The organism is Neisseria sp. HMSC70E02 (assembly GCF_001838645.1).
Taxonomy (GTDB): domain Bacteria; phylum Pseudomonadota; class Gammaproteobacteria; order Burkholderiales; family Neisseriaceae; genus Neisseria; species Neisseria macacae.
This window is the reverse complement of sequence record NZ_KV838100.1, coordinates 138,065-161,989: the sequence shown is the minus strand read 5'-3', so window position 1 is coordinate 161,989 and position 23,925 is coordinate 138,065. Positions and strand designations below refer to the sequence as shown.

Below are 23,925 nucleotides of genomic sequence, written 5' to 3'. Positions count from 1 at the left end.
ACATCCGCCATAAAGCCCGCGCACAAATCATGCGCTCGCAACAAACCGAACCCCATTAAGGAAAACCCATGTTCGACAAAATCGTCCTCGCCAGCGGCAACGCAGGCAAACTCAAAGAATTTTCCCGCCTCTTCGCCGATTTGAACATCGAAGTCCTGCCGCAATCGCAGTTCGACACGCCCGAATGCCCCGAGCCGTACCGCACCTTCGTCGAAAATGCGCTCGCCAAAGCCCGCCACGCCGCCAAACACAGCGGCCTGCCCGCGCTCGCCGACGACTCCGGTATCTGCGCCGCCGCATTAAACGGCGCACCCGGTATCCTCTCCGCCCGCTATGCCGGAGCAAACCCCAAATCCGATGCCGCCAACAACAAACGCCTTTCAGACGACCTCGCCGACAAAGCCGACAAAAGCTGTTATTATGCCTGCGTCCTTGTCCTCGTCCGCCACGAAAACGACCCGCAGCCCATCATCGCCGAAGGCATCTGGCACGGACAATGGCAGACAGAAGCCGCAGGCACCAACGGCTTCGGCTACGACCCGCATTTCTACCTGCCCGAACACAACTGCACCGCCGCCGAGCTTGCCCCCGAAATCAAAAACGCCGAAAGCCACAGGGGACAGGCGTTGCGGAAATTGTTGAAAAAAATCGAAGCCCTCTGAACAACAAAAACGTCGTCTGAAAACCCGCCACGCCGTTTTCAGACGACGTTTTCCATCCCGTTTATCCGTAAAACGCACCATCAAAGGAACAAAACTTATAAAATTTTTTCAAAAACTTATAATATCCAAAAAAAACAGCAAATATCCTTACTCAAAAATCCCCATCATAAAAACATAAAACACATTCTACAAACCACTCCTTGAAGTATTGGTTACCGTCCGCACCCGACGGAGCGCCTGTTATAAAGACAATACAAGGAGTCATCACATGAGAAACTACCCCTTCAAAACCATCGTCGCCTGCCTCAGTATTTTTTGGCACAGCCCACACCTGTGGGCAGCAGATGCGGTTACACCCGACACCGCCGTCCTCGACACTATCGAAGTCCGCGGCAAACGCCTGACCAAAGACCAGAAAGGCGAAGCGCAGCAATACAGCAAAAACGTCTCCAACGCCTACCTCGGCAAAGAATACCTTGAACGCTACCGCCCCGATGCCGCCGGCGACATCCTCAAGGGGCTCAACGGCGTATACAACATGAATACGCGCAATGCGGGCAGCGCGATTACGCCCAGCATCCGCGGCATCGCCGGAAAAGGCCGCATCCCCGTTACCATTGACGGAACGGAACAGACCGTCGACGTATGGATGAACAATTACGACGTTGCCGACAGAAACTATGTCGATCCCGCCCTGTTCCGCAGTATTGCGGTAGAAAAAGGGCCGTCGATGACCCGAGGTGTCAAATCGGGAGTAGGCGGTTCGGTCGCCATTCAAACCATCGAGCCGGAAGACATTGTTCCCGAAGGGAAAAAATGGGGTATTCAGATAAAAGGCAGTTTTTCGGGCAATACGGCCAAGCCCCGCGTTGATAATTTGCAATACCTCGGTGTTGAAGATTACCGCACCATTCCGGGCAGGCCGACGGCAGACGGGGCGGCGGGCGCAGTCGCCGGAACGTTGGAGCCTTATCAGGCACTCGATTTCCAAGAGAAAAAACCGCCGCGCAGCCGCAGCAGCAAAATCGGCAATTTCAAAGACGACCGTTCGGGCATGGTTTCGGCGGCGTTCAAAACCGATATTTCAGACGGCCTGATTGCTTACAGCGACCGCAAAAAAGGCAATTACTTCAGCGGCAAACGCGGGGCGGGCGGCTATCTGAACAATCCGGAATACGACCCGGACAATGCGGATTTCGGTAATACGGGCGCGACCATGATACCGAACATGGCGAAGCTCTACCGCCCCGGCGAAGAAGTGTTCAATAGCAATGTGGCAAGCAAAAGCCTGCTGCTGAAAAACAACTGGTATCTGCCCAATAATCAGAAAATCAGCCTCGGCCATATGCGCACCCGCGTCCGTTTCGGCGAAAACAACCCCTTTTACAACGCCATACTGCTGGGCTTCAGCAACGAGTTCAACTTCACCGGCAGGCCGCCGCTGGTCATACCTGCGCAAACGCTCAATTCCACCATTGACACCAAAAGCCATAAAATCGGCTACGAATGGAAGCCCGAAGGCAGCCGCTGGGTAGACTTGCAGGCCAATATCTGGCGCACCCAAACAACCAGTTCCCGACATCAAAGCGGCGGGCCGGATTTGGCCGTTACCTACGGCGATCAGGAATACGACAAGTGGGCCAACTGTTTTGTCCACAATAAAATTCCCAATGAATTTATCGGCAGGCACATCAGCGAAGGCATAGGCTGCCGCGAGCTGGTTGCCGAAGGGTTGGTTCCTGCCGAAGAGCCGAAAGATCCGCCTCCTGTACCCGGCGCATACCGCGTCAAATCAGGCGTGGAACAGCGCACCCGCGCCACCCGTACCGGCGCCGACATCAGCAACCGCATGCGCCTGAGCGACAAGCTCGCCATGACCTTCTGCGCCAACGTCCAATATGAAAAACTGGACGAATCCAACCGAATCACCAGCAACGACAAAGATATCTTCGACATCATCGGTGCCGCCACAGCCGCCACAGCCGTTGCCGGTCCGAGGGCGGGACGCCGCCACGAATGGGGCGCGGGAGTCGCTTTCGACTGGCAGGCAACCGACCGCCTGAACATTCAGGCAGGCATACGCTACGACAAATTCTGGGCTTACGACGATGCCTTGGCAAAAGCAAGGCGGACGAGAAAAGATCCGTTTTATTCCGTCGATTTGCAAGGAGGGAAAAGCTCGGACGGCTATATCCTCGGCAGCTATATCCCCTATTACGAACTGATTGCAAATAAAGAAGAAGCGGACGATGTGCGGAAAATCCTGAGAACAGAAGATGTTGACGAGTCAAATCGTCTGATAAACGAATTCCGCCACAAATACGGTTATGACTATAACGATAAAGGATATTCGATTAACGGAGAAAGGCAGACCGGCGAAGTCATCTATGCCAACGCAAACGGCGACAATCCACAGGTAGATAACCCGTCCTTCAACCACGACGAAGCCGTTTACCGGCAGAAAGAAGTCTATACGCCCTATATCGACGGTAAATATCAAGGGCCGGTTTTCGCGCAAGGGCAATTTAATGAAAAAGTAAACAATCCGCAGGGATTGCAAGGCAGCTATTTCAAATATTTAACCAATGCTGCAATAGATGATGTTAAAACACCCTATCTGCAAAAAAAAGAGCGGGCGACTACGATGGGCAGTACCGGCGGCCACCGCCTCTATAAAAAGCCCGCCAACGAAGACGAAGTATGGCCCATGCCCAAACACCTGAAAGCCAGCGCATGGTCGCCCGTTATCGCCGTCAGCTACGATTTGACCGACAACAGCCGCCTGTTCGCCCGTTTCGCGCAGGCGACCCGCTTCCCCAGCATTTACGAAGCAACCACCACCAACGTTAACCTGCTGGAAGCCTACAATACCGAATTCAACCTGAAGCCCGAACGCAGCACCAACTGGGAGGCAGGCTATTCATTCAATTTCACACCCTACTGGCAACGGCTGAAACACGGCAACATCCGCCTGACCTACTACAACAACACCATCAAAAACGCCATCGACATTACCGAAAACAAAAACCTGACCCAATACGACAAGAAACAAACCAGCGGCATCGAGCTGCAAAGCCGTATCGACAGCGGCAAATGGTTTGCCTCGTTCGGCGCAAACTACCGCTTAAAACAGCGCACCTGCGACAAATCGACCGCCTTCAACTACGACGTCTATAACAACCGCATCCCCAAATGTATCGACGGCGGCTTCGGCGCCACCCGCTTCTATCAAACCATGCAGCCGAAATACTCGCTCAACCTCGATGTTGGCACCCGCCGCTTCAACAACAGGCTGGAACTGGGTATGCGCGGCATCTACCACAGCACCGTCGATACCGACCAGCAGGACAAACTGGCGCGTCAGGGCTTGGCGCGGATTATGCAGGCATCAGGCCGCCCCTACCACTGGCGTTCCGCCTTGGTATTGGATGCTTACGGACGCTACAACTTCGGCAAAAACCTGAGCATGAACTTCAGCGTCAGCAACCTCACCAACCGCTACTACCTCGACCCCATGTCCAACGTCCCCATCCCCGCACCGGGACGGGCGGTTACCATCGGGTTTACAGGCAAATTCTGACGGGGCAATGCTTGAAAGGTCGTCTGAAAATTTCAGACGACCTCTCCAACAAAAGCTGCTATGATGCCTGCGTTTCTGCCTGCCACGAAAACGACCCGCAACCCATGATTCCCAAAAGCCTCAGGGGGGCAGGCGTTACGGGAATTGATGAAAAAATCAAAGCCTTATAAATCGATGATAGGTCGTCTGAAAACCCGAAATGCTTTTTCAGACGACCCAAACCCACCACATCACGAAAGAAACTCATGTCGCCTAAGCAAATCCTGATTGCCGCCATCCGTTTGATCGTTTTAATCGGTATCGTACAAACGCTCAGCAGCATCGTTACCATATTTGCCCAGTCTGGAAGCGAATATAACAGCGCACAACTCCTGTTGCCGCTATCCATCTACGGCTTTTATTTGGCCGCATGGCTGCTTGTATGGTGTTTCCCTGCCACCATTGCCAACCGCCTGCTGCCCCAACATCTGCAAACCGCACAGGAGCCTCCCAAACACCCTGCGCCATGGATGATGACCGGTATTGTTTTGATCGGCATATACACTCTTTCCCAAGCCATACCCGAACTGATTTACTTGTTCTCTATTTATCGTTTTACACAATCTATCTCTACCGACACGCAGACATCCATTTGGGCGAATCTCGGCACGCAAAACCAAGCCGGTATATTCGCCAGCACCGCCCAATTCCTTATCGGGATTTTCCTACTGTTCGGCGCGCCCAAACTCTCGTCTTGGATTCGCAAAAGACTTTAACGGCATAAAGGCAAAAGGTCGTCTGAAAAAATTTCAGACGACCTGAGATTGTCCTTGTGACGAAATAAAACCGAATTTATGGCCCATGCCCGCCATCAACTTTTGAAACTGCTCTTGCTGCCCTTTATTCCGCTGATGAAAACCATCCGTTTGATATTGTCGTCTATAGTAGCTTTATCATTAATCCTGTTACTGTTTATTTCTAAAACTTTGTTGTTTGTCTCAAAGCCTTTTCTGCCCGTCATTGTCGTTTTGTGGCGTTTATTGATGTGGCTGATGTTCCCTTTATTTTTTATCTGTTTGTTTATTTACACAATGTTCCGCCCATTAAAAAATCATGAAACACTTTTCCGGCATTGGCTGGATGTCATTTACCGCGACCAGCCGGAAACCGTTGGCATCATTATCGAAAATATCCATCAAGACTTAATAGAGGAAGATGAAGATGGGGAAAATAACACGCAGGAAGAAAATAACAAAACCGCCGTATTTAAAAACCTCTTAACCGAAGGCTTCATCCTACACAATAACCTCGAAGACTACGCACATCTGTTTTCCGTTGATTGGAAAGATGGGGAAGGTTTTATTGACTGCATCGCAGAAATGGCACAACGTTTTAATGTCGTCCTGAATTGGACCGAACAGCAGCTTGAAGAAGATCTGCCCGATGAGCTGGCAAGGGCCGTATATCCCTTATTTGAAGCCGCCGGAGCGGTACTTTATAGCGCAGACACGGGAAGCGACTACTACACCTTTATCATCATCCCGCAACAAGACACAGCCGATTTTGAAAAAGTATCGAAACAATATGGTGTATCCTTGCAGCGGGCAAATAAAACCATCTAACACGAAACTTATAGTGGATTAACTTTAAACCAGTACGGCGTTACCTCGCCTTAGCTCAAAGAAAACGATTCTCTAAGGTGCTGAAGCACCAAGTGAATCGGTGCCGTACTATCTGTACTGTCTGCGGCTTCGTCGCCTTGTCCTAATTTAAATTTAATCCACTATATAATACCGCAACTGTCGTCTGAAAAAATTTCAGACGACCTCAATCCCCAAAAACACACCATGACCCAAATCACATTCCCCCAAGCCGGACAACTCACCGCCCTGCCGCCTCTATCGCTCTACATCCACATCCCGTGGTGCATCAAAAAATGCCCGTATTGCGACTTCAATTCCCACAGCCTGAAAAACGGATTGCCCGAAGCCGCCTATATCGACGCGCTGCTGACCGATTTGCAGCTCGAATTGCCCAATATTTGGGGCAGGCCGGTGGAAACGATATTTTTCGGCGGCGGTACGCCCAGCCTGTTTCAGGCGGAGTCGATTGACCGTTTGTTGAGCGGCGTGCGTTCGCTGTTGCGCTTGCAGCCGGAAGCGGAAATTACGTTGGAAGCCAATCCGGGTACGTTTGAAATTGAGAAATTTCAAGGATTTAAAGATGCGGGTATCACGCGGCTGTCTATTGGCGTGCAGAGTTTCAACGACGATATGCTTGCGCGGCTGGGGCGCGTCCACAACGGCAAAGAAGCCTTAACCGCCATAGCTACCGCCTTGAAATTATTTGATAAAGTCAATATCGACTTGATGTACGCCCTGCCGAACCAGACCGTTCAGACGGCATTGGACGACGTGCAAACCGCCATCGCCACGGGCGCAACCCACATCAGCGCGTATCATCTGACCATGGAGCCGAACACACCGTTCGGCCATACGCCGCCGAAAGGTTTACCGCAAGACGAAGCCGCCCTCGACATCGAAGACGCGGTACACAGCGCGCTGGAAGGCGCGGGTTTTATCCACTACGAAACATCGGCTTTTGCGAAACCCGCCATGCAGTGCCGCCACAATTTGAACTACTGGCAGTTCGGCGATTATTTAGGCATAGGCGCGGGTGCGCACGGCAAAATCTCCTACCCCGACCACATCGAGCGCACCGTCCGCCGCCGCCATCCCAACGACTACCTCGCCTTAATGCAAAGTCAGCCGAGTGAAGCCGTAGAACGTAAAACCGTTGCCGCCGAAGATTTGCCGTTCGAATTCATGATGAACGCCCTGCGCCTGACCGACGGCGTACCCGCCGCGATGTTGCAGGAGCGCACAGGCGTACCCGCCGCCAAAATCATGGCGCAAATCGAAACGGCAAGACAAAGAGGTTTGCTGGAAACCGACCCGACCGTGTTCCGCCCGACCGAGCAGGGACGGTTGTTTTTAAACGATTTATTGCAATGCTTTTTATAGCACCCACTTTTTCAGACGACCTTGATACGCCAAACCGTAACATCCGCAGGCTGCTATCAAAGACCATGACAGACAGTTTTCATGTTGTTTGTTTTATCATAATAAAATACAATTGGGATAACCGTCGGCCTTGAATAAATACTCGGCGGTGATACCCCTTATTCCGTTACAAGGAAACAAACATGAAAAAAATTCTGACTACCCTGATTGCCCTCTCCATCTCAACCGTTGCGCTGGCAGATGACAGCCGTGGTTTCTATATTCAAGGCGATCTTGGCCACTCAACCCTTAAAACCAACGATGAAGGTGGCAAGACCAGTAGCAAAGGCTTCAGCCCGCGCCTGTCTGCCGGATATGATTTCGGTGATTTCCGTGTCGCTGCCGATTATACCCACTATAAAACTTTAAAAGACCATGAACAGGGTCGGAATTACACACTCGACTCGAAAATCAAACTCCAAAGCGTCGGCGTTTCCGCCATTTATGATTTCAACTTAAATTCCCCGGTCAAACCTTATGTCGGCGCACGCGTAGGCATCAACCGCTTTTCTTATGACGACGATTACCGCAGTGTGAATTTCCATGAGACTGAATCCATTCGCAAAACTAAAACCGGCGTAGGCGTATTGGCAGGCGTAGGCTATGACATTACCGAAAACGTCGCTTTGGACGCCGGCTACCGCTACAACCACTTGGGCAAATTCGACGGCTTGAAAGTACACGCTCACGAATTTTCCACCGGTGTCCGCGTGAAATTCTAATTCCCGCATCCCTCATAATAAAACCGCCCGAAGCGTCCAAACTTCGGGCGGTTTTTGCAAATGAGTGAAGTACATGCGAATTATAGTGGAATTAACATAAATCAGGACAAGGCGACGAAGCCGTAGACAGTACAGATAGTACGGAACCGATTCACTTGGTGCTTCAGCACCTTAGAGAATCGTTCTCTTTGAGCTAAGGAGAGGCAACGCCGTACTGGTTTAAAGTTAATCTACTATAATTCTATTCTCATTCAAATTTATTTCACCAAAGGTCGTCTGAAAATATCCATACCCTACACAATCACTCGGTTTTATACGATAATCGACACCGTTTTCATCAAAGTTCCTATCTTTCAGACGCCCCCGACAACAGGAGAAAATCATGTCCAAAACCATCATCCACACCGACAAAGCCCCCGCCGCCATCGGCGCATACAGCCAAGCCGTGCGCGCGGGCGATACCGTTTACATGAGTGGGCAAATCCCTCTCGATCCCGCCACCATGACTGTTGTCGGCAACGGCGACTTCCGCGCCGAAGCCCGTCAGGTCTTTAAAAACCTGCAAGCCGTTGCCGAAGCCGCTGGCGGCTCGCTGGGCGACATCGTCAAACTCAACGCCTACCTGACCGACCTTGCCAACTTCGCCGTCTTCAACGAAGTCATGGCAGAGTTCATCCAAGAACCCTTCCCCGCCCGCGCCGCCGTCGGTGTCGCCTCCCTGCCCAAAGGCGTGCAGGTCGAAGCCGAAGCCGTGCTGGTACTGAACGCATAAGACACGCAACCCGTTTTCAGACGACCTCCCACAAGCCAAAGGTCGTCTGAAACACCACACACTATCGGACAATAACAACAATGGCACACTACGCAATCGGCGATATTCAAGGCTGCTTCGACGAACTCACCCTTTTGCTCGACAAAATCAACTTCAACCACGGTACAGACACCCTCTGGCTCGTCGGCGACATCGTCAACCGCGGCCCCAAATCCCTCGAAGTCCTCCAATTCTGCATAGAACACGAAAGCAGCGTCCGCATGGTTCTCGGCAACCATGACCTGCACCTGCTCGCCGTCGGCTACGGCGAAGGCACCGTCAAGCGCAGCGACACCATCACCCCCATCCTCCAACATCCCGACAGCAAAAAAATGCTCGAATGGCTGCGCTTCCAGCCCCTGCTGATCAAAGGCGTGCGCCATGTTATGGTTCACGCCGGCATCCTGCCCCAGTGGACCATCGCCCGCGCCGAACTGCTTGCCAGCGAAACCGAAGCCGAACTGCGTGGCAAAAAATACAAAAAGTTTTTCTCCAAAATGTACGGCAACAAACCCGCCGAATGGCGCGACGATCTGACCGGCTACGACCGCCTGCGCATGATTCTCAACGTCTTCACCCGAATGCGCGCGCTGACACTGAAAAACGAACTCGACTACGACTACAAATCCACCCTCAAAAAAATGCCCCCGAACCTGCGCCCTTGGTTCAAAGCCCCCGACAGGCAAAACCTCAGCCACACCATCGTCTTCGGACACTGGTCTTCACTGGGCTTTATGAACACCGACAACATCCTCTCCCTCGATACAGGCGCACTTTGGGGCGGCGAACTGACCGCCATCAACCTTGCCGACCACAGTATCACCCAAGTCCCCTCCCTAGGCGGTTTGGACTGGAAAACGGCTTTGAAATAAGCCATGAAATTGAAAAAGCATAACCATTGAAGGCGGTGTGTGGGAGGGGGGAAGTCAGTTAATATAGATAATATAGAAGCACGTTTGCGGCAGCATAAAAAGAAAGTCGACTGAAAACTAATTTTCAGACGACCTCACGGTTTTGTTGGTTGCAACCTTAATCTGTTTATTTTATTCAACGTTATTTTGATATATTTTTATCAGATTTCCTCTGCCATCATACTCATAGGTAAAACCCATTATTTTGTTGTTATTAATATATTTATCAAATTTAATTAATTTTTCATCTCTATAAAATCCGACATAATAAGATATAATTTCCTTGCTTTTTCTAATTTCATCTACTTTATCCAAATTAATCTCATTATACAATTTTGCAGGATGATTATACTTAGGGAAACTCATTCCTAAATAGTACTTAACGGTCAAATCATTATATGGAATATTTTTTTCAAGTGGATGTGACATACTTGAAGCACCTATCAAAAGCAAAATAGTCCCAATTGCTCCAACCAACAACTTTTCCATTTACTTTCTCCAATTCAAAGCCTAATTTCTTTAGAACGCTTTTTCTGTAAAAAAACAGATAGTTCAGACGATATCAAAGAAGATATTGAGGTCGTCTGAAAACAAAAAATACATGCATAAATTCCTTACATTCCATGCATCAGAATCCGGAGTTTAATTGAGCTATGTACTTACGACCTGCAATTACCAACTGGTGATAGGCCTATGCAAATTTGCCCAAAATTTTAATAATGATTGTTCAAAGAAGTGAAACTCAGAGAAGTCTTTTGCCACAACCAAACCTAATTCTTTGAAAAGATATTTAAATTCCCCCCTTTCAATTCCATCATATTTATTTAATAATTCAGAAAGCCCTTTTTCTGATGAGATATTAATTTCATCATAGTATATTGGAATAATTTCTTTTTTATCATAAAAAATTGTAATTTGCGTCAATTTTTCATTATCAAATCTAAGCGCAAAATTATTTATCCATAAGATATTTTTCTTATCCGGGATAATTTTTTCTAATATATCATATTCTTTTCTAATATCCGATAGAGAACTGTTAAATTCAAAATTACCTACTGACACATGAGGAATAAATATCAATTTACCATAAAATGTAATTAGACTTTTAAGTTTACTTTTTTGGAAGTCTGAGTATTTTTGCCCGCTATTTTCATATAAATCTTTTATACTTTCATCGTAAATTAATACCTGTAGAAACAATTTATCTTTATAATCAACATATAAAACTAAATTATATTGTGGAAAAGTATAAAAATATTTTTCTTCATCCGAAATTTCTACCAGAGGATTCTCCTCTTCTACAAATTTTTCGAGATTGGAGAAGTTAATAATTTTTCCATTTAAGCTAAATTCATCACAAGTTTCAGAAGATGATAAAGTAATTACTTGTGAATCAGATTGTATCTTGTGCTTTCTATCAAACTCTAATGAACAACTAGATTCATTTAAAGTAGCATCATCTAAGTCAACCTTTCTTTGCCCCAAAGTAATCCCATTTAAGGAATTATTCAAAATTTTCAACATGTTGCTTATCTCCTATTTAATCTACGGCCTTCTGTCTTGGTAATATGCCCTTCACTAATTGCATAATCGATCATCTTGCCTGCTTTTCTGAATTTGCCTTTATCAATTAATTGCGCCTCTATCGGGAGAGACGGCTTCAAAGGAAGTATTGTCTTTCAAAAACTGTAAATAATGCTAGGATTTCTTGCCATCAAGGTCGTCTGAAAAACAGTTTTTGCAAAGTCGAAACCTTGTTTCAGACGACCTTTCGTTTGCCTTAAAGCATTTCTTATTATGCGGTATTTCATATAAAATACCGGTCTAAAGGCCGTCTGAAACAAAGGTTGCTCATGTCGATACCTTTATTTCAGACGGCTCGTCTTTCAAAATACCACTCCTCTGAGGAATACCCCATGCCAGAATACCGCTCCAAAACCTCCACCCACGGCCGCAATATGGCGGGCGCACGCGCATTGTGGCGCGCCACCGGCGTGATGGAAACCGACTTCGGCAAGCCCATCATCGCCGTTGCCAACTCGTTCACCCAATTCGTGCCCGGCCATGTCCACCTGCACAACATGGGCCAACTGGTTGCCCGTGAAATCGAAAAAGCCGGTGCCATCGCCAAAGAATTCAACACCATCGCCATCGACGACGGCATCGCCATGGGACACAGCGGCATGTTGTACTCCCTGCCCAGCCGCGATTTGATTGCCGACTCCATCGAATACATGGTCAACGCCCACTGCGCCGACGCGCTGGTGTGCATTTCCAACTGCGACAAAATCACTCCGGGAATGCTGATTGCCGCCATGCGCCTGAACATTCCGACCATCTTCGTTTCCGGCGGTCCGATGGAAGCGGGCAAAGTCATCGGCGTGGCCAACATCCAGCCCGAACGCCGCTTGGACTTGATTGACGCCATGATTGAATCGGCGGATGACAATGTCAGCAACCAACAGGTCGAAGAAGTCGAACAAAACGCCTGCCCGACCTGCGGCTCCTGCTCCGGCATGTTCACCGCCAACTCTATGAACTGCCTGACCGAAGCGCTCGGCCTGTCCCTGCCCGGCAACGGCTCCTATCTCGCCACCCACGCCGGCCGCAAAGAATTGTTCCTCGAAGCCGGCCGCATGATTGTCGAAATCACCAAACGCTATTACGAACAAGACGACGAAACCGTATTGCCGCGCAGCATCGCCACCAAAAAAGCGTTTGAAAACGCCATGACCATGGACATCGCCATGGGCGGCTCCACCAACACCATCCTGCATTTGCTCGCCGTCGCCAACGAAGCCGGCGTGGATTTCAAAATGGCCGACATCGACCGCTTAAGCCGCGTCGTGCCCTGCATCTGCAAAACCGCGCCCAACAACCACGACTACTACATGGAAGACGTGCACCGCGCCGGCGGCATCTTCGCCATTCTGAAAGAACTGGACAAAGCGGGCAAACTGCACACCGACGTGTACACCATCCACGCGCCGACGCTGAAAGACGCGATTGAAAAATGGGACGTAACCAATCCCGAAAACACCCACGCCATCGAACGCTTCAAAGCCGCGCCCGGCGGCGTGCGCACCACCCAAGCGTTCTCGCAAAACCGCATGTGGAAAACCCTCGACCTCGACCGCGAAAAAGGCTGCATCCGCAACGTCGAACACGCCTACTCGCAAGACGGCGGTTTGGCGGTCTTGTTCGGCAACATCGCCGAGCGCGGCTGCGTGGTGAAAACCGCAGGCGTGGACGAGAGCATCCTCAAATTCACCGGCCGCGCCCGCGTGTTTGAAAGCCAGGAAGCCGCCGTCGAAGGCATTTTGGGCAACCAAATCGTCGCCGGCGACATCGTCATCATCCGCTACGAAGGCCCGAAAGGCGGCCCGGGCATGCAGGAAATGCTGTATCCGACTTCTTACCTGAAATCCAAAGGCTTGGGCAAAGCCTGTGCCTTGCTGACTGACGGACGCTTCTCCGGCGGCACATCAGGCTTGAGTATCGGCCACGCCTCGCCCGAAGCGGCGGAAGGCGGCGCCATCGGTTTGGTGCACGAAGGTGACACGATTGAAATCGACATCCCCAACCGCAGCATCAACCTGAAAGTGTCCGACGAAGAACTCGCAAAACGCCGCGCCGAAATGGAAGCACGCGGCAGCAAAGCGTGGAAACCGGAAAACCGCGACCGCTATGTTTCCGCTGCATTAAGGGCTTACGGTGCGATGGCAACTTCCGCTGACAAAGGCGCGGTGCGGGATGTGAGCCAAATCGAACGGTAAAACAGTACGGCAATAAAGGTTTCAGACGACCATACGGTATCGTAGGTCGTCTGAAAATCTAAAAAGCAGCCTGCACTTTTTCGCCCAAGAAGACAACGGACACAGCTTTTTCGCGCTGGACTACCGCAACACCGGCGCAAACGGCGAACCACCCGTCATTAATATCTATCAGGACGATTTGACGGAAGAATACATTGCAGACAGCTTCGCCGGTTTCGTCTGCCACCTGACCGAAGACGAGTAAGGTTTTTCAGGCAACCTGAAACCCTGTCCCCACCCACCCGAAAGAATCCCATGACTCCCGAACAGCAAACCCAAATCGCCGCCTTAGACCGGATACACGGCGGCAGCCTCTCCCCAGAATTTGTTGCAGCAACCTACCAACTGTTTGCCCCCACAGCCCCTTCGCCCGAACACGTCCGGCGAGACCTTGCCTACGGTGGGCACAAACACCAGAAATTCGACCGCTACGGCCTGCCCGACAAATCGGACATCATCGTCTATATACACGGCGGCGGCTTTGTTGCCGGCAGCAAAGGCAACCCCGACAGCCCGTTTTTCGCCAATATCGGCGCATGGGCGGAAGCCAGTGGAATGCAGGCCGTCGTTCCCGACTACCGCCTTGCCCCCGACCATCCCTATCCTGATGCACGGGACGACATTACCAGCGTTGTCGGTCTGCTGCACCGCGAACGGCCCGATGCGCGGATTTGGCTTGTAGGGCAGTCCGCAGGCGCGGCCCATGTTGCCGATGCACTCGCCTTCGGGCAACGCCAAAACGTGCCGCTGCCGGTTGCAGGCGTAATCATGTTTTCGGGGATTTACGACCCGCCGTCAGCAGGCACGCACCCGGGCATCAGTGCCTATTACGGCACACCGTCCGAACGCACCGGCAATCTGCCGCAACTCGGCCGAATCCGCGTGCCCGCGCTTTACACCGTCTCGCAATACGACCCGCCGCTGTTCCGGCAGCAGGCGCAGGCTTTGCGCGATGCCTACCCGCAGGCCGACTTACGCGAACTGCCGCACCACAACCACCTTTCCACAGCATTAAGCATCGGCGGCCCGCAGGACGATGTTGGTGCAATGCTGCTGGACTTTATCAGACAGAATACTTCTGCCCACACGGCATAACCCACACCGTTTTCAGGTAGCCTGAAAGCCCTTGGAGACCACCTCGCCGATAAATATCGTCCCGCTAGCGGAACAGCCGCAGCACATCGACACCCTCGCCCACGCCCTGCACGCCGAATGGCACGATTTCGCCCCGTGGCAGAACGTGGAAAAAATCCGCGCCTATTACGCCCGCTACTTGGAAGGCAATGACCTGCCGCTTGCCTGGCTGGCGGTGGACGGTGGGTGACTGCTCGGTTCGGCCGCGCTGAAACGGCACGACATCGCCGCGCTGCCGCAATACGAATACTGGCTGGGCGACGTGTTCGTGCTGCCCGAAGCACGCGGGCGCGGCGTGGGCAGGCATCTGATGGAACACGCCCTGATTGAAGCGCAGCGGCTCGGCCTGCCCGAACTCTATCTTTACACGCCCGACGTGCAGGCGGTGTACGCCAAATACGGCTGGCGCGAAATTGAAACGCGGCCGCATAACGGCGAAACCGTGTCGGTGATGCGGCTGGCGTTGGGCAGCGGCGCGTAGGGTAGGATAGGCGTTTTCAAGCAGCCTGAATGCCGTCTGAAACCCCAAAAAGCAACCTGCACTTTCGGAAAACCCAAGTGTAGGCTGCTTCAAATCCGCAACCGATAGAAAGACAATAATGACAAAATATTGGATTGGTACCGTATCCCAAGAACACGTCCTGCGCGGCGTGGCAGGCGGGTTCTGCCAAGTGTGCCACGGCAAAGCCGCACCGCTCAACCGCATGAAGCGCGGCGACTGGCTGCTTTATTACAGCCCGAAAATCTGCATGGACGGCGCGGAAAAACTGCAAGCCTTTACCGCATTCGGCCAAATTACGGACGATACCGCCTATCCGTTCCAAATGAGCGAGACCTTCATCCCCTTCCGCCGCAATGTGGAGTATGCCGAAACCCGCCGCAACTGCCCGATAGACATCATCCGCACACATCCCGAATGGAAAAAATACGCCTCCATGCTGCGTTACGGACATTTTGAAATCAGCCGCGATTTCTTTGATTTTGTGCGGACGTATATGCAGTTGCCGCCCGACACGGTCTGGCAACAACAGGGATTTTTGTAAGGCGGGTAAAAGTGCTGCTGTTGCAGGCTGGCGGCACCATTTGCACCGAAGGTACGGCAGGCGACCGTGAAGCCACACCCCAACGCGCCTGCGCAAAAATCGATGACGGATACGACCATTTTGCCGTTTAACAGTCACAAAAAATCCGAGGTCGTCTGAAAACTTAAAACAGCCTGCATTAATTTCATTGTACAAACTGCCTACAAATAGCGGCTAAATGCCACCAAAATTTGGAAAAGATATTCCGATGAGCATTTCTTTTTACATCAAAAATCCCAAAAAGCTATTTAGCCGCTTGCCCGTATTAACAGTGCAGGAATGTTTCCAGCTTTCATCGCAGCCGCTGGCACAATTTTCATTTGATGAACACGATGAAGATTTTGATTTACAGCAATTTCAAACACTGCCGTTATCCGACTTCGAATGTCTGCTGCTTGGCGTGAACGAAAAAAGCGGTAGGGGATTTGAATTATCCTTTGATGAAGACACACAGGAATACGCTGTGCGGCAATTCACGCCCAGCACTTTGGAAGACTGGCAAATTGCCCTGCAATATCTCGCCGATTTAGCCCGCGCGCTCAAACAACCGATTACCTGCGAAACCGGTGAAACCTTCACTGCCGACACCATCCAAACCTTCGATTTCAAACCAGACATACAGGCCGGTATATCCATGGTGCCTTTTGAAGATGAAAACGAAATACAAAACTATAAATTCTACGGCGTTACCCGCCCTGTGGCACTGAACAAAGAGATTCGCGACAAAATTCTAGCCGACAACGACCCACTCGCAGCCTTCAGCTGCCTGATGCGTGAAACCCAATGGCTGGATGCCTATTCCGCTCATCAAATGATTGGAAAAAATAGTGACACGGGAGAGCTCGTCGGCTTTTATGTCTTAAACCCTGAACTGCCGACTATCCTGCCCTACCAACCCGAAATAGAATACGGCACGGATCTCGATATTTCCAACAACGATATCAGCAGCTGGAGATTGATTTTTACCAACGATGACGATTCACCTACTGAGCTGCCCTACGAAACCTTTATCGCACAGCTGCCCAAAGAAAAATACCGCTTTATTGACGCAGCGTATATTCTGCTGGAAGCATTCACGAAAGACGAATTGGCTCAGCTTGCCATCGAATAATGCTCAGGCAGCCGCCATTTATAAAATGAGGCAATCAAAATGACGGTCAATAAGTTTCAGATTATCCCTTTTAAAGGCGTGGATTTAGGCGACATACAAAAAGGTCGTCTGAAAACAGAAACCCAATCCTGTTTTCAGACGACCTTTTGCATTGCAGACTAACTCAATTAGTGATGATGACCGTGCGGGCCGTGAACGTGGCCGTGTGCGATTTCCTCTTCAGTCGCATCGCGTACGCCGTCAACTGTCGCTTTGAACAAGATTTTCATGCCGGCAAGCGGATGGTTGCCGTCTACTACGGCTTTGCCGTCCGCCACGTCGGTTACGCGGTAAATCAAGACATCGCCGGTTTCAGGATCATCGGCTTCAAACATCATGCCGACTTCCACTTCAACCGGAAACACGCTGACGTCTTCGATACGCACCAGGCCGGGATCTTGCTCGCCAAAAGCATCATCGGGAGACAGCGCGACTTCAACGGTATCGCCGACGTTTTTCTCGTGCAAAGCTTCTTCCACCAAAGGGAAAATGCCGTCATATCCGCCATGCAGATAGACGATGGGTTCTTCGGTTTTGTCCAGCAGTTGGTTGTCCGCATCGTACATTTCATAGTGAAGCGAAACCACAGAATTTTTTTCAATAGCCATTTTTTATCCTTTATCATGACCGTTTATCAAAACAGGTTTTCTTTATTGACAACCCTCTGCCAACAAATCTAAAGCATTCTAACACACCGCCGTCATGCACGGAGATTTATCGCAAAATTATCAAAACTAACAATTATAAATTTATATGCACAATATTTAACATATTGCGCGCAAAAGCGTAAATTTTGATAATCTTTATATCTGTGTAACTTTTTTACAACTTTTTGCTTTTATGCGCAACAACTGCCCGCATTTCATTTAAACCGATTGAAAACAAGGGCCCATAGCGCATTATTCAAATGTAAACGTATGAAATAAATAAATTTTACTATACAATTTATTTCAAATGTACATTGAATAACAGCCAATGCGGACTAGTTTCACCCCCGTCTTTCGTCCATTTCAGATTGATTAAAAATTACTAATTCGTCCGTATCGTTGCACCGAAGCACCCTGTGGGGCATAATGCAGGAAATTCAGCAATGAATTTTTACTCTAAATGAAACGACTTATATGTCGTTTTGTTGTTTTGTTCTACTTAAATCGATTTAAAGAAGGTTCTCAAAATGAAAAAATCTCTGATTGCTGCTGCTCTGTTATCTTTGGCTTTGGCTGCTTGTAACAAAGGCGCTGATACTGCTGCTCCTACTGCTTCCGGTGCCTCTGAAACTGCTGCTTCTGCCGCTTCTTCTGCAACTGGTGCCGCTTCTGCAGCTTCCTCTGCAACTGAAGCCGCTTCTGCAGCTAACACCGCTGCTTCTGCTGCCAACACTGCCGCTTCTGCAGCTAATACCGCTGCTTCTGCTGCAACTGGCGCTGCTTCTGCTGCCAGCTCAGCTGCTGCTTCTGCCGCTTCTGCTGCAAAATAATATTTTTACAGCTAAAAAAGCAGGATACGGATTGTATCCTGCTTTTTTGTTTTTCAGACGACCTTTACCGTTTTTCGCTTCCCTTATCCGCTATATAATCTTCCGTACACACACAAACCATCCTGCTGCCTGTTATGCCCAATCTGTACGACCGTTTTCTTGAATTCCTTTCCCCCGCCGAAATCCTCGAAGCCACACCGGCCTTGTTAAACGACCAGCGCCGCCGCTTTGTTTCCGAACCGGACATCATCTTGCAACCGCATTCTATAGAAAATGTACAAGAAATCATGCGGTTTTGTTTTGAACACCGTATCCCCGTTACCCCGCAGGGCGGCAATACCGGTTTGTGCGGCGCAGCGGTAGCTTCCGGCGGCGTACTGCTCAACCTTTCCAAAATCAACCGCATCCGCGAAATCAACCTTGCCGATAACAGCATCACCGTCGAAGCGGGCGTAATCCTGCAAAACGTCCAAAAAGCGGCAGCCGAAGCAGGCAGACTGTTCCCCCTCAGTCTTGCCAGCGAAGGCTCGTGCGAAATCGGCGGTAACATCGCCTGCAACGCCGGCGGATTAAACGTTTTACGCTACGGCAGTATGCGCGACTTGGTATTAGGCTTGGAAGTCGTCCTGCCTAATGGCGAACTTGTTTCCCATCTCCAACCGCTGCACAAAAATACCACCGGTTACGACCTGCGCCACCTCTTTATCGGCAGCGAAGGCACGCTCGGCATTATCACCGCCGCTACGCTCAAACTCTTCGCCCGTCCGCAAACCATAGCGACCGCGTGGGTAGGTTTGGACGACATCGAATCTGCCGTACAGCTTTTAACAGCCGTACAAGGGCATTTTGCCGAACGTCTCACCAGTTTCGAGCTGATCAGCCGCTACGCTTTGGCATTGTCTTCCAAGTTCAGTTATCTCAAACAGCCGACCGATGCAAACTGGCACGTCCTGCTCGAACTGACCGATTCCGTTCCCGATGCCGCGCTCGACGAAAAACTTGCCGAGTTTCTCTATCAAAACGGCCAAGAAAACAGCATCATCGCGCAATCCGAACAAGAGCGCCTCGATCTGTGGACGCTGCGTGAAAACATTTCCGCCTCCCAGCGCAAGCTCGGCACCAGCATCAAACACGACATCGCCGTCCCGATTGCCCAAGTCGCCGCCTTTGTCCATCAATGCGCCCCCGCCTTGGAAACCCGTTTTCCGAGTATACAAATTGTCTGCTTCGGACATTTGGGCGACGGCAGCCTGCATTACAACACCTTCCTGTCCGACGTCTTGAGCAACGAAGCCTACCGTTACGAAGATGCCGTCAACAGCATCGTCTATGAACACATCCTCGCCTGCCACGGTACCATCGCGGCGGAACACGGTATCGGCACCATCAAAAAACACTGGCTCCCCAGCGTCCGTACCCCGTCCGAAATCGCCTTGATGCGCGCCATCAAAGCCCAGCTTGACCCGCACGGCATCATGAATCCGGGCAAGCTCCTGCCATAAGCAATATTTCAGTATTTGCCAAAATCGAAAAGGTCGTCTGAAAACCTAATCTCAGTTTCAGACGACCTTTGTCATGGTTCGCAGATTGCACTCAAGGCAACATTGCCTCAGCCCAATCAATCCAGCACAAACTATTCTTCTTCCCTGCGCCTGCGCTTCAACAAAATGCGTACAGCGCCGTCATTGCCTTCCCTCGGCTCGATATAAGCCAATACATCAGGGTGCTGCATCAGCCAGCGGCGCGTCATGTTTTTTAAAACGGGTTTGTAGCCTGACGAGCCCAAACCGCTGCCGTGAATGATTTCGGCGCATACACCCCGCTTTTGGGTAAATTCGATAAATTCGTTTAAAACCTGTTGTGCCTCTTCCTGCGTGTAGCCGTGTAAATCGACATCGGCGACTACGGGATAATGCCCGTTACGCAGACGTTGCAAGTCGTTTTTCCCTTGTCCGTTTTTACTGAACGAAGCGGGCGGTTCATCCCAAGAAGCGCCGCTGCCGACATAAAAATAATCTTCGGCTGCCAAACTTTCCTGTTCTTTCGGACGGGGTTTGATGGGCGTTTTATCACGCGGTACTTCATAGCGCGGCGCGGTTTTCAGCGGCGTTACTGCGCCTACGGCTTTGGCGAAATCGATATTCTCTTCCTCGCGCTTCTTCGCCAAGGCTTGCTCCTGCGCCCGCGCTTCGGCTTCTTTTTTGGCTTGCTTGCCTAATGCTTTCAAGGCGGATTGGAAATCTGTTTTCATCATGGGGATATTTCGAGGTTGAACATGAAAAAACTCATTTTCAGACGACCTCAGCGTTCCGTGTACAGGTCGTCTGAAAACGGCTTATAGATATTTGCGCATCAGTTCGCACTTGACCTTGACGTCTTTGTTCAACTGCAATACGGCGGAACCTAAAGATTCGTAGTGGTTCAAGCGGTAGAAAGGAACGGAGTTGAGCGAGGCGTACAGTTTCAAAAAGCTCAAACCCGCCTGATGTGCAAGTTCTTCGGCACGGCGCAGCAAAGCTGTACCCAAGCCGTGATTATGGACGAAGGGATGGACATACAACGCGTCCAATTGGGCTTCTTTGAAGTCCACTTGGAAAAAACCCTGTATGGTCCCCCTGTATTCCACCACCCAAAAGGCTTTGCCGGGATCGGAAATGGTTTCGAGGTAGCTGTCGATATCGAGCAGGGCTTCCCACGCATGCAATACTTTATCGTCGTAACTGCGGATGCAAGTATATTGGACGGCGTGCAGATGGGCATTGTGTATGGCTTGGCAGTCTTGCGCGACTGCAGGACGGAGTATAGTCAGAAGGCTCATGGCAAGATGTGTTGTAAGATGTATTGTAATGCGTGTTCAGACGACGTTTTCTTCATAAACAGACAGGGGGTCGTCTGAACGCTGTTTCCGATATTATATTTTATATTCAAAGGCTTTGATGTAATTTTCCTGCCACTTCAAACGCAGTGTCGGCATCGGCGGACAAAACGGTGAAATGTCCCATTTTGCGGCCTTTCCGCGCGGCCTTTTTGCCGTATAGGTGCAGGTGTGCATTCGGATTGCTTTGCAACGGCAGCCAATTCGGTTCGCCGCCGTCTTCCTGCCAAACGTCGCCCAAAATATTCGCCATGCAGCATGAAGAAAGCAGCTTGGTATCGGCAGGCGGCAGATTGCACATAATGCGCACCTGCTGCTGGAACTGGTCTGCGGCGCAGGCATCTATCGTATGGTGGCCGGAATTGTGCGGGCGCGGGGCGATTTCGTTGACGACCAATTCATGCGTGTCGCCGACGACGAACATTTCCACCGCCAACACACCGACATAATTCAACTCATCCGCCAAGCGTTGCGCCATTTGCCGCGCCTGTTGCTGCACGTCGGCACTCAGCCGCGCGGGGACGATGGAATAAGCCAAGATGCCGTTTTCGTGGATATTTTCGGCAGGATCGAAGGTTTGCACGTTTTCATGGTTCAGACGGCATACGATAACGGAAATTTCGCCGCGCAAATCCACCATTTTTTCCAAAACGCAATTCACGCCGCCGTGTTCGGCAAACGCGGCTTTGAGTTCGTCCACCGTTTTGACGCGGATTTGACCTTTGCCGTCGTAGCCCAAAGTAGCCGTTTTCAGGATGCCGGGCAAAAATTGCGCGCTTTCTTCGCTGATGTCGTCTGAACGGCAAACCGCTTGATACGGCGCGGTTTGTAGCCCCGCTTTGCGTATCCAAGCTTTTTCCTGAATACGGTTTTGCGCGATGGCCACGCAGTCGCCACTGGGGGAAACGTTGGTATGTTTTGCCAAAAAGCGCATCGCGTCGGCATTGACGTTTTCAAATTCAGTAGTAACCGCCGCGCATTTTGCCAACTCGTCCAAGGCGGCTTGGGCGTCAAACGGCGCGCACAAATGGCGGTCGGCAAATTCCGCCGCCGGCGCGTTCGGATCGGGGTCGAGTACGGTTACTTTGTAGCCCATGGTTTTGGCGGCAACGGTAAACATTCTGCCTAATTGTCCGCCGCCGAGGATGCCGAGCATGGCGGGCGGGAGGATGGCGGATGAGTTCATCAGCATTTTGCGGTTCCACTAAAATTTTCCCGAAATTGTAACAAACCTGCTTATAGAGATAAATGTTAAAACGCCTTTTATAGTGGATTAACTTTAAACCAGTACGGCGTTACCTCGCCTTAGCTCAAAGAAAACGATTCTCTAAGGTGCTGAAGCACCAAGTGGATCGGTGCCGTACTATCTGTACTGTCTGCGGCTTCGGCGCCTTGTCCTGATTTAAATTTAATCCACTATACACGCTATTTCGATGCCTGCCGTATGAGCAAAATGACAACAATCAAAATGTCCTCCCCCGATATCCGAATTTTCCAAAGAAACCTATCGGCAGCCGTTTTGTAATAAAAGGTCGTCTGAAACCGTATGATGGTTTTCAGACGACCTTTTCCCCTTCATCTGAGCAGACTTACCCCAGATATTTCAGTTTGCCTTTGAAATCTTCCAGCTTCTCATAGCCTTTTTTCGCCATGATGGCTTTCAAGCCAAGCGAAACACGTTCGAAAACTCCGACACCTTGCTGATGCAGCGCCGTGCCGATTTGCACCATGCTCGCGCCGCACAAGATATGCTCGAACGCATCGCGCCCGGTATAAACGCCGCCTGTGCCGATGATTTGGATGGACGGATTCAATCTTTGGTAGAACGCGTGGACATTGGCGAGCGCAGTCGGTTTGATGTATTCGCCACCTATGCCGCCGAAGCCGTTTTTAGGCCGGATCACAACGGATTCGTCTTCGATATACATGCCGTTGCCGATGGAATTGACGCAATTGACGAATTTCAGCGGATGGCGGTTGAACACTTCCGCCGCTTGGTCGAAATGGACGATGTCGAAATACGGCGGCAGTTTGATGCCTAAAGGCTTGTCGAAGTAGCCAAAGGCTTCGCCCAAAATCCGCTCGGTCGTTTCAAAGTCGTAGGCGATTTGCGGCTTGCCGGGGACGTTCGGACAGGAAAGGTTGAGTTCGGTAATGCCTTTAAAACCGCTGTTTTGCACCTTTTTCAACAGCGTGTGTGTTTCATCGGGCGACATACCGACCAGCGAGAGGAAAAATGTCCGTTCAGGCTGCGATTCTTGAAGGCTCAGCAAATAATCCAAATAGTAATCAATACCTTGATTCGGTAAGCCCATGGAATTGATGCTGCCCAGCGGTACATCGCGGTAACGCGGCTCGGGATTGCCCGCACGCGCTTCCAGCGTCGCCGTTTTGGTGACGAAGCTGCCTGCGGCGGATTGTCTGACTTCTTCCAATTCTTCTACGGTCATACACGCCACGCCTGCGGCGTTCATCAGACAGTTGTCAAAAGAAAAACCGGCGATTTGCGTTCTCAATGACGGCATATCCTGCTCCTTTCCCTTGAAAAATCAAATTGATTGCGAAGCGTAACACGAATAGGCGGCAAAATTTTTAACAAACATCAAATGACAGACAATGTAGGGAAATGTTGTTTTATAGTGGATTAAATTTAAACCAGTACGGC

23 protein-coding genes and 1 pseudogene are annotated in these 23,925 nt (G+C 50.6%); 17 read left to right on the top strand and 7 right to left on the bottom strand.

Features of this window, described 5'->3' with window-relative positions:
• Positions 1–68 precede the first annotated feature (68 nt).
• The 9 genes from rdgB (at position 69) to HMPREF3277_RS07940 (ending at position 9,688) form a co-directional block, all read left to right on the top strand.
• Complete coding sequence (gene rdgB / locus HMPREF3277_RS07975; RefSeq protein ID WP_070857800.1) at positions 69–662, top strand: RdgB/HAM1 family non-canonical purine NTP pyrophosphatase; 594 nt, start codon at positions 69–71, stop codon at positions 660–662.
• A 268-nt stretch (positions 663–930) separates the two neighbouring features.
• Complete coding sequence (locus tag HMPREF3277_RS07970) at positions 931–4,242, top strand: TonB-dependent receptor domain-containing protein (RefSeq protein WP_070870680.1); 3,312 nt, start codon at positions 931–933, stop codon at positions 4,240–4,242.
• An 11-nt stretch (positions 4,243–4,253) separates the two neighbouring features.
• Complete coding sequence (locus HMPREF3277_RS14925; RefSeq protein WP_168168256.1) at positions 4,254–4,412, top strand: hypothetical protein; 159 nt, start codon at positions 4,254–4,256, stop codon at positions 4,410–4,412.
• A gap of 75 nt (positions 4,413–4,487) precedes the next feature.
• The gene (locus HMPREF3277_RS07965; RefSeq protein WP_070870678.1) at positions 4,488–4,997 is read left to right on the top strand and encodes a hypothetical protein; all 510 of its coding nucleotides are present in this window, start codon (positions 4,488–4,490) and stop codon (positions 4,995–4,997) included.
• Positions 4,998–5,075: 78 nt separating this feature from the next.
• Entirely contained in the window at positions 5,076–5,843 is a 768-nt protein-coding gene (locus tag HMPREF3277_RS07960; RefSeq protein WP_246830783.1) for a DUF6630 family protein, read from the top strand.
• A gap of 225 nt (positions 5,844–6,068) precedes the next feature.
• Positions 6,069–7,244 (top strand): radical SAM family heme chaperone HemW, encoded by a 1,176-nt coding sequence (gene hemW, locus HMPREF3277_RS07955; protein ID WP_070870676.1) that lies wholly within the window; start codon positions 6,069–6,071, stop codon positions 7,242–7,244.
• Positions 7,245–7,426: 182 nt separating this feature from the next.
• Positions 7,427–8,005, top strand: coding sequence for an opacity family porin (locus HMPREF3277_RS07950; RefSeq protein ID WP_003766937.1), 579 nt, complete (start codon positions 7,427–7,429; stop codon positions 8,003–8,005).
• Between the two features lie 382 nt (positions 8,006–8,387).
• The gene (locus tag HMPREF3277_RS07945; protein WP_070512072.1) at positions 8,388–8,777 is read left to right on the top strand and encodes a RidA family protein; all 390 of its coding nucleotides are present in this window, start codon (positions 8,388–8,390) and stop codon (positions 8,775–8,777) included.
• Between the two features lie 80 nt (positions 8,778–8,857).
• Positions 8,858–9,688 carry a symmetrical bis(5'-nucleosyl)-tetraphosphatase gene (locus HMPREF3277_RS07940; protein ID WP_070870674.1) on the top strand — a complete coding sequence of 277 codons (831 nt, stop codon included), beginning with the start codon at positions 8,858–8,860 and terminating at the stop codon, positions 9,686–9,688.
• A gap of 171 nt (positions 9,689–9,859) precedes the next feature.
• On the opposite strand, the gene HMPREF3277_RS07935 is transcribed toward HMPREF3277_RS07940, so the two are convergent.
• Positions 9,860–10,216, bottom strand: a complete 357-nt coding sequence (locus HMPREF3277_RS07935) for a hypothetical protein (protein WP_070870672.1) — start codon at positions 10,214–10,216, stop codon at positions 9,860–9,862.
• A gap of 183 nt (positions 10,217–10,399) precedes the next feature.
• Positions 10,400–11,251, bottom strand: coding sequence for a hypothetical protein (locus HMPREF3277_RS07930; protein ID WP_070870671.1), 852 nt, complete (start codon positions 11,249–11,251; stop codon positions 10,400–10,402).
• Between the two features lie 392 nt (positions 11,252–11,643).
• Between HMPREF3277_RS07930 and ilvD the strand changes: the two genes are divergently transcribed.
• The 6 genes and pseudogenes from ilvD (at position 11,644) to HMPREF3277_RS15735 (ending at position 17,031) form a co-directional block, all read left to right on the top strand.
• Entirely contained in the window at positions 11,644–13,503 is a 1,860-nt protein-coding gene (gene ilvD, locus HMPREF3277_RS07925) for a dihydroxy-acid dehydratase (protein WP_070870669.1), read from the top strand.
• A 294-nt stretch (positions 13,504–13,797) separates the two neighbouring features.
• Complete coding sequence (locus HMPREF3277_RS07920; protein WP_070870667.1) at positions 13,798–14,637, top strand: alpha/beta hydrolase; 840 nt, start codon at positions 13,798–13,800, stop codon at positions 14,635–14,637.
• A gap of 49 nt (positions 14,638–14,686) precedes the next feature.
• Positions 14,687–15,157, top strand: a pseudogene (locus HMPREF3277_RS07915) (GNAT family N-acetyltransferase).
• A gap of 118 nt (positions 15,158–15,275) precedes the next feature.
• A complete protein-coding gene (locus tag HMPREF3277_RS07910; protein WP_070870665.1) occupies positions 15,276–15,719 on the top strand; it encodes an EVE domain-containing protein in 444 nt (147 codons plus the stop codon).
• Positions 15,720–15,936: 217 nt separating this feature from the next.
• Complete coding sequence (locus HMPREF3277_RS07905; RefSeq protein ID WP_246830782.1) at positions 15,937–16,869, top strand: DUF4299 family protein; 933 nt, start codon at positions 15,937–15,939, stop codon at positions 16,867–16,869.
• A gap of 39 nt (positions 16,870–16,908) precedes the next feature.
• Entirely contained in the window at positions 16,909–17,031 is a 123-nt protein-coding gene (locus tag HMPREF3277_RS15735; protein WP_003778576.1) for a hypothetical protein, read from the top strand.
• A 5-nt stretch (positions 17,032–17,036) separates the two neighbouring features.
• On the opposite strand, the gene HMPREF3277_RS07900 is transcribed toward HMPREF3277_RS15735, so the two are convergent.
• Positions 17,037–17,516, bottom strand: coding sequence for an FKBP-type peptidyl-prolyl cis-trans isomerase (locus tag HMPREF3277_RS07900; protein ID WP_003778575.1), 480 nt, complete (start codon positions 17,514–17,516; stop codon positions 17,037–17,039).
• Between the two features lie 566 nt (positions 17,517–18,082).
• On the opposite strand from HMPREF3277_RS07900, the gene HMPREF3277_RS15620 reads away from it, so the two are divergent.
• Positions 18,083–18,385 carry a hypothetical protein gene (locus HMPREF3277_RS15620; RefSeq protein ID WP_049224223.1) on the top strand — a complete coding sequence of 101 codons (303 nt, stop codon included), beginning with the start codon at positions 18,083–18,085 and terminating at the stop codon, positions 18,383–18,385.
• 134 nt (positions 18,386–18,519) lie between these two features.
• The gene (locus HMPREF3277_RS07890; protein WP_070870662.1) at positions 18,520–19,887 is read left to right on the top strand and encodes an FAD-binding oxidoreductase; all 1,368 of its coding nucleotides are present in this window, start codon (positions 18,520–18,522) and stop codon (positions 19,885–19,887) included.
• A 131-nt stretch (positions 19,888–20,018) separates the two neighbouring features.
• Here the strand turns inward: HMPREF3277_RS07890 and HMPREF3277_RS07885 are convergent, their stop codons facing one another.
• The 4 genes from HMPREF3277_RS07885 to HMPREF3277_RS07870 all read right to left on the bottom strand — a co-directional run bounded on the left by HMPREF3277_RS07885 (position 20,019) and on the right by HMPREF3277_RS07870 (position 23,785).
• Positions 20,019–20,636, bottom strand: a complete 618-nt coding sequence (locus HMPREF3277_RS07885; RefSeq protein ID WP_141765199.1) for a Smr/MutS family protein — start codon at positions 20,634–20,636, stop codon at positions 20,019–20,021.
• 84 nt (positions 20,637–20,720) lie between these two features.
• Positions 20,721–21,203, bottom strand: coding sequence for a GNAT family N-acetyltransferase (locus HMPREF3277_RS07880; protein WP_003756935.1), 483 nt, complete (start codon positions 21,201–21,203; stop codon positions 20,721–20,723).
• Between the two features lie 106 nt (positions 21,204–21,309).
• Complete coding sequence (locus tag HMPREF3277_RS07875; protein ID WP_070870753.1) at positions 21,310–22,446, bottom strand: 5-(carboxyamino)imidazole ribonucleotide synthase; 1,137 nt, start codon at positions 22,444–22,446, stop codon at positions 21,310–21,312.
• 403 nt (positions 22,447–22,849) lie between these two features.
• Entirely contained in the window at positions 22,850–23,785 is a 936-nt protein-coding gene (locus HMPREF3277_RS07870; protein ID WP_070870658.1) for a dihydroorotate oxidase, read from the bottom strand.
• Between the last annotated feature and the right edge of the window lie 140 nt (positions 23,786–23,925).

What these genes read in the sequence shown, in the direction of transcription:
- HMPREF3277_RS07885 (WP_141765199.1), bottom strand. Translation starts at nt 20,636, where the DNA reads ATGAAAACAGATTTCCAATCCGCCTTGAAAGCATTAGGCAAGCAAGCC.
- HMPREF3277_RS07905 (WP_246830782.1), top strand. Translation starts at nt 15,937, where the DNA reads ATGCCACCAAAATTTGGAAAAGATATTCCGATGAGCATTTCTTTTTAC.
- HMPREF3277_RS07875 (WP_070870753.1), bottom strand. Translation starts at nt 22,446, where the DNA reads ATGAACTCATCCGCCATCCTCCCGCCCGCCATGCTCGGCATCCTCGGC.
- HMPREF3277_RS07920 (WP_070870667.1), top strand. Translation starts at nt 13,798, where the DNA reads ATGACTCCCGAACAGCAAACCCAAATCGCCGCCTTAGACCGGATACAC.
- HMPREF3277_RS07970 (WP_070870680.1), top strand. Translation starts at nt 931, where the DNA reads ATGAGAAACTACCCCTTCAAAACCATCGTCGCCTGCCTCAGTATTTTT.
- HMPREF3277_RS07940 (WP_070870674.1), top strand. Translation starts at nt 8,858, where the DNA reads ATGGCACACTACGCAATCGGCGATATTCAAGGCTGCTTCGACGAACTC.
- HMPREF3277_RS07880 (WP_003756935.1), bottom strand. Translation starts at nt 21,203, where the DNA reads ATGAGCCTTCTGACTATACTCCGTCCTGCAGTCGCGCAAGACTGCCAA.
- HMPREF3277_RS07935 (WP_070870672.1), bottom strand. Translation starts at nt 10,216, where the DNA reads ATGGAAAAGTTGTTGGTTGGAGCAATTGGGACTATTTTGCTTTTGATA.
- rdgB (WP_070857800.1), top strand. Translation starts at nt 69, where the DNA reads ATGTTCGACAAAATCGTCCTCGCCAGCGGCAACGCAGGCAAACTCAAA.
- HMPREF3277_RS07900 (WP_003778575.1), bottom strand. Translation starts at nt 17,516, where the DNA reads ATGGCTATTGAAAAAAATTCTGTGGTTTCGCTTCACTATGAAATGTAC.
- HMPREF3277_RS07960 (WP_246830783.1), top strand. Translation starts at nt 5,076, where the DNA reads ATGGCCCATGCCCGCCATCAACTTTTGAAACTGCTCTTGCTGCCCTTT.
- HMPREF3277_RS07870 (WP_070870658.1), bottom strand. Translation starts at nt 23,785, where the DNA reads ATGCCGTCATTGAGAACGCAAATCGCCGGTTTTTCTTTTGACAACTGT.
- HMPREF3277_RS15735 (WP_003778576.1), top strand. Translation starts at nt 16,909, where the DNA reads ATGACGGTCAATAAGTTTCAGATTATCCCTTTTAAAGGCGTGGATTTA.
- HMPREF3277_RS07890 (WP_070870662.1), top strand. Translation starts at nt 18,520, where the DNA reads ATGCCCAATCTGTACGACCGTTTTCTTGAATTCCTTTCCCCCGCCGAA.
- hemW (WP_070870676.1), top strand. Translation starts at nt 6,069, where the DNA reads ATGACCCAAATCACATTCCCCCAAGCCGGACAACTCACCGCCCTGCCG.
- HMPREF3277_RS07945 (WP_070512072.1), top strand. Translation starts at nt 8,388, where the DNA reads ATGTCCAAAACCATCATCCACACCGACAAAGCCCCCGCCGCCATCGGC.
- HMPREF3277_RS07930 (WP_070870671.1), bottom strand. Translation starts at nt 11,251, where the DNA reads ATGTTGAAAATTTTGAATAATTCCTTAAATGGGATTACTTTGGGGCAA.
- HMPREF3277_RS07950 (WP_003766937.1), top strand. Translation starts at nt 7,427, where the DNA reads ATGAAAAAAATTCTGACTACCCTGATTGCCCTCTCCATCTCAACCGTT.
- HMPREF3277_RS07910 (WP_070870665.1), top strand. Translation starts at nt 15,276, where the DNA reads ATGACAAAATATTGGATTGGTACCGTATCCCAAGAACACGTCCTGCGC.
- HMPREF3277_RS15620 (WP_049224223.1), top strand. Translation starts at nt 18,083, where the DNA reads ATGAAAAAATCTCTGATTGCTGCTGCTCTGTTATCTTTGGCTTTGGCT.
- HMPREF3277_RS07965 (WP_070870678.1), top strand. Translation starts at nt 4,488, where the DNA reads ATGTCGCCTAAGCAAATCCTGATTGCCGCCATCCGTTTGATCGTTTTA.
- ilvD (WP_070870669.1), top strand. Translation starts at nt 11,644, where the DNA reads ATGCCAGAATACCGCTCCAAAACCTCCACCCACGGCCGCAATATGGCG.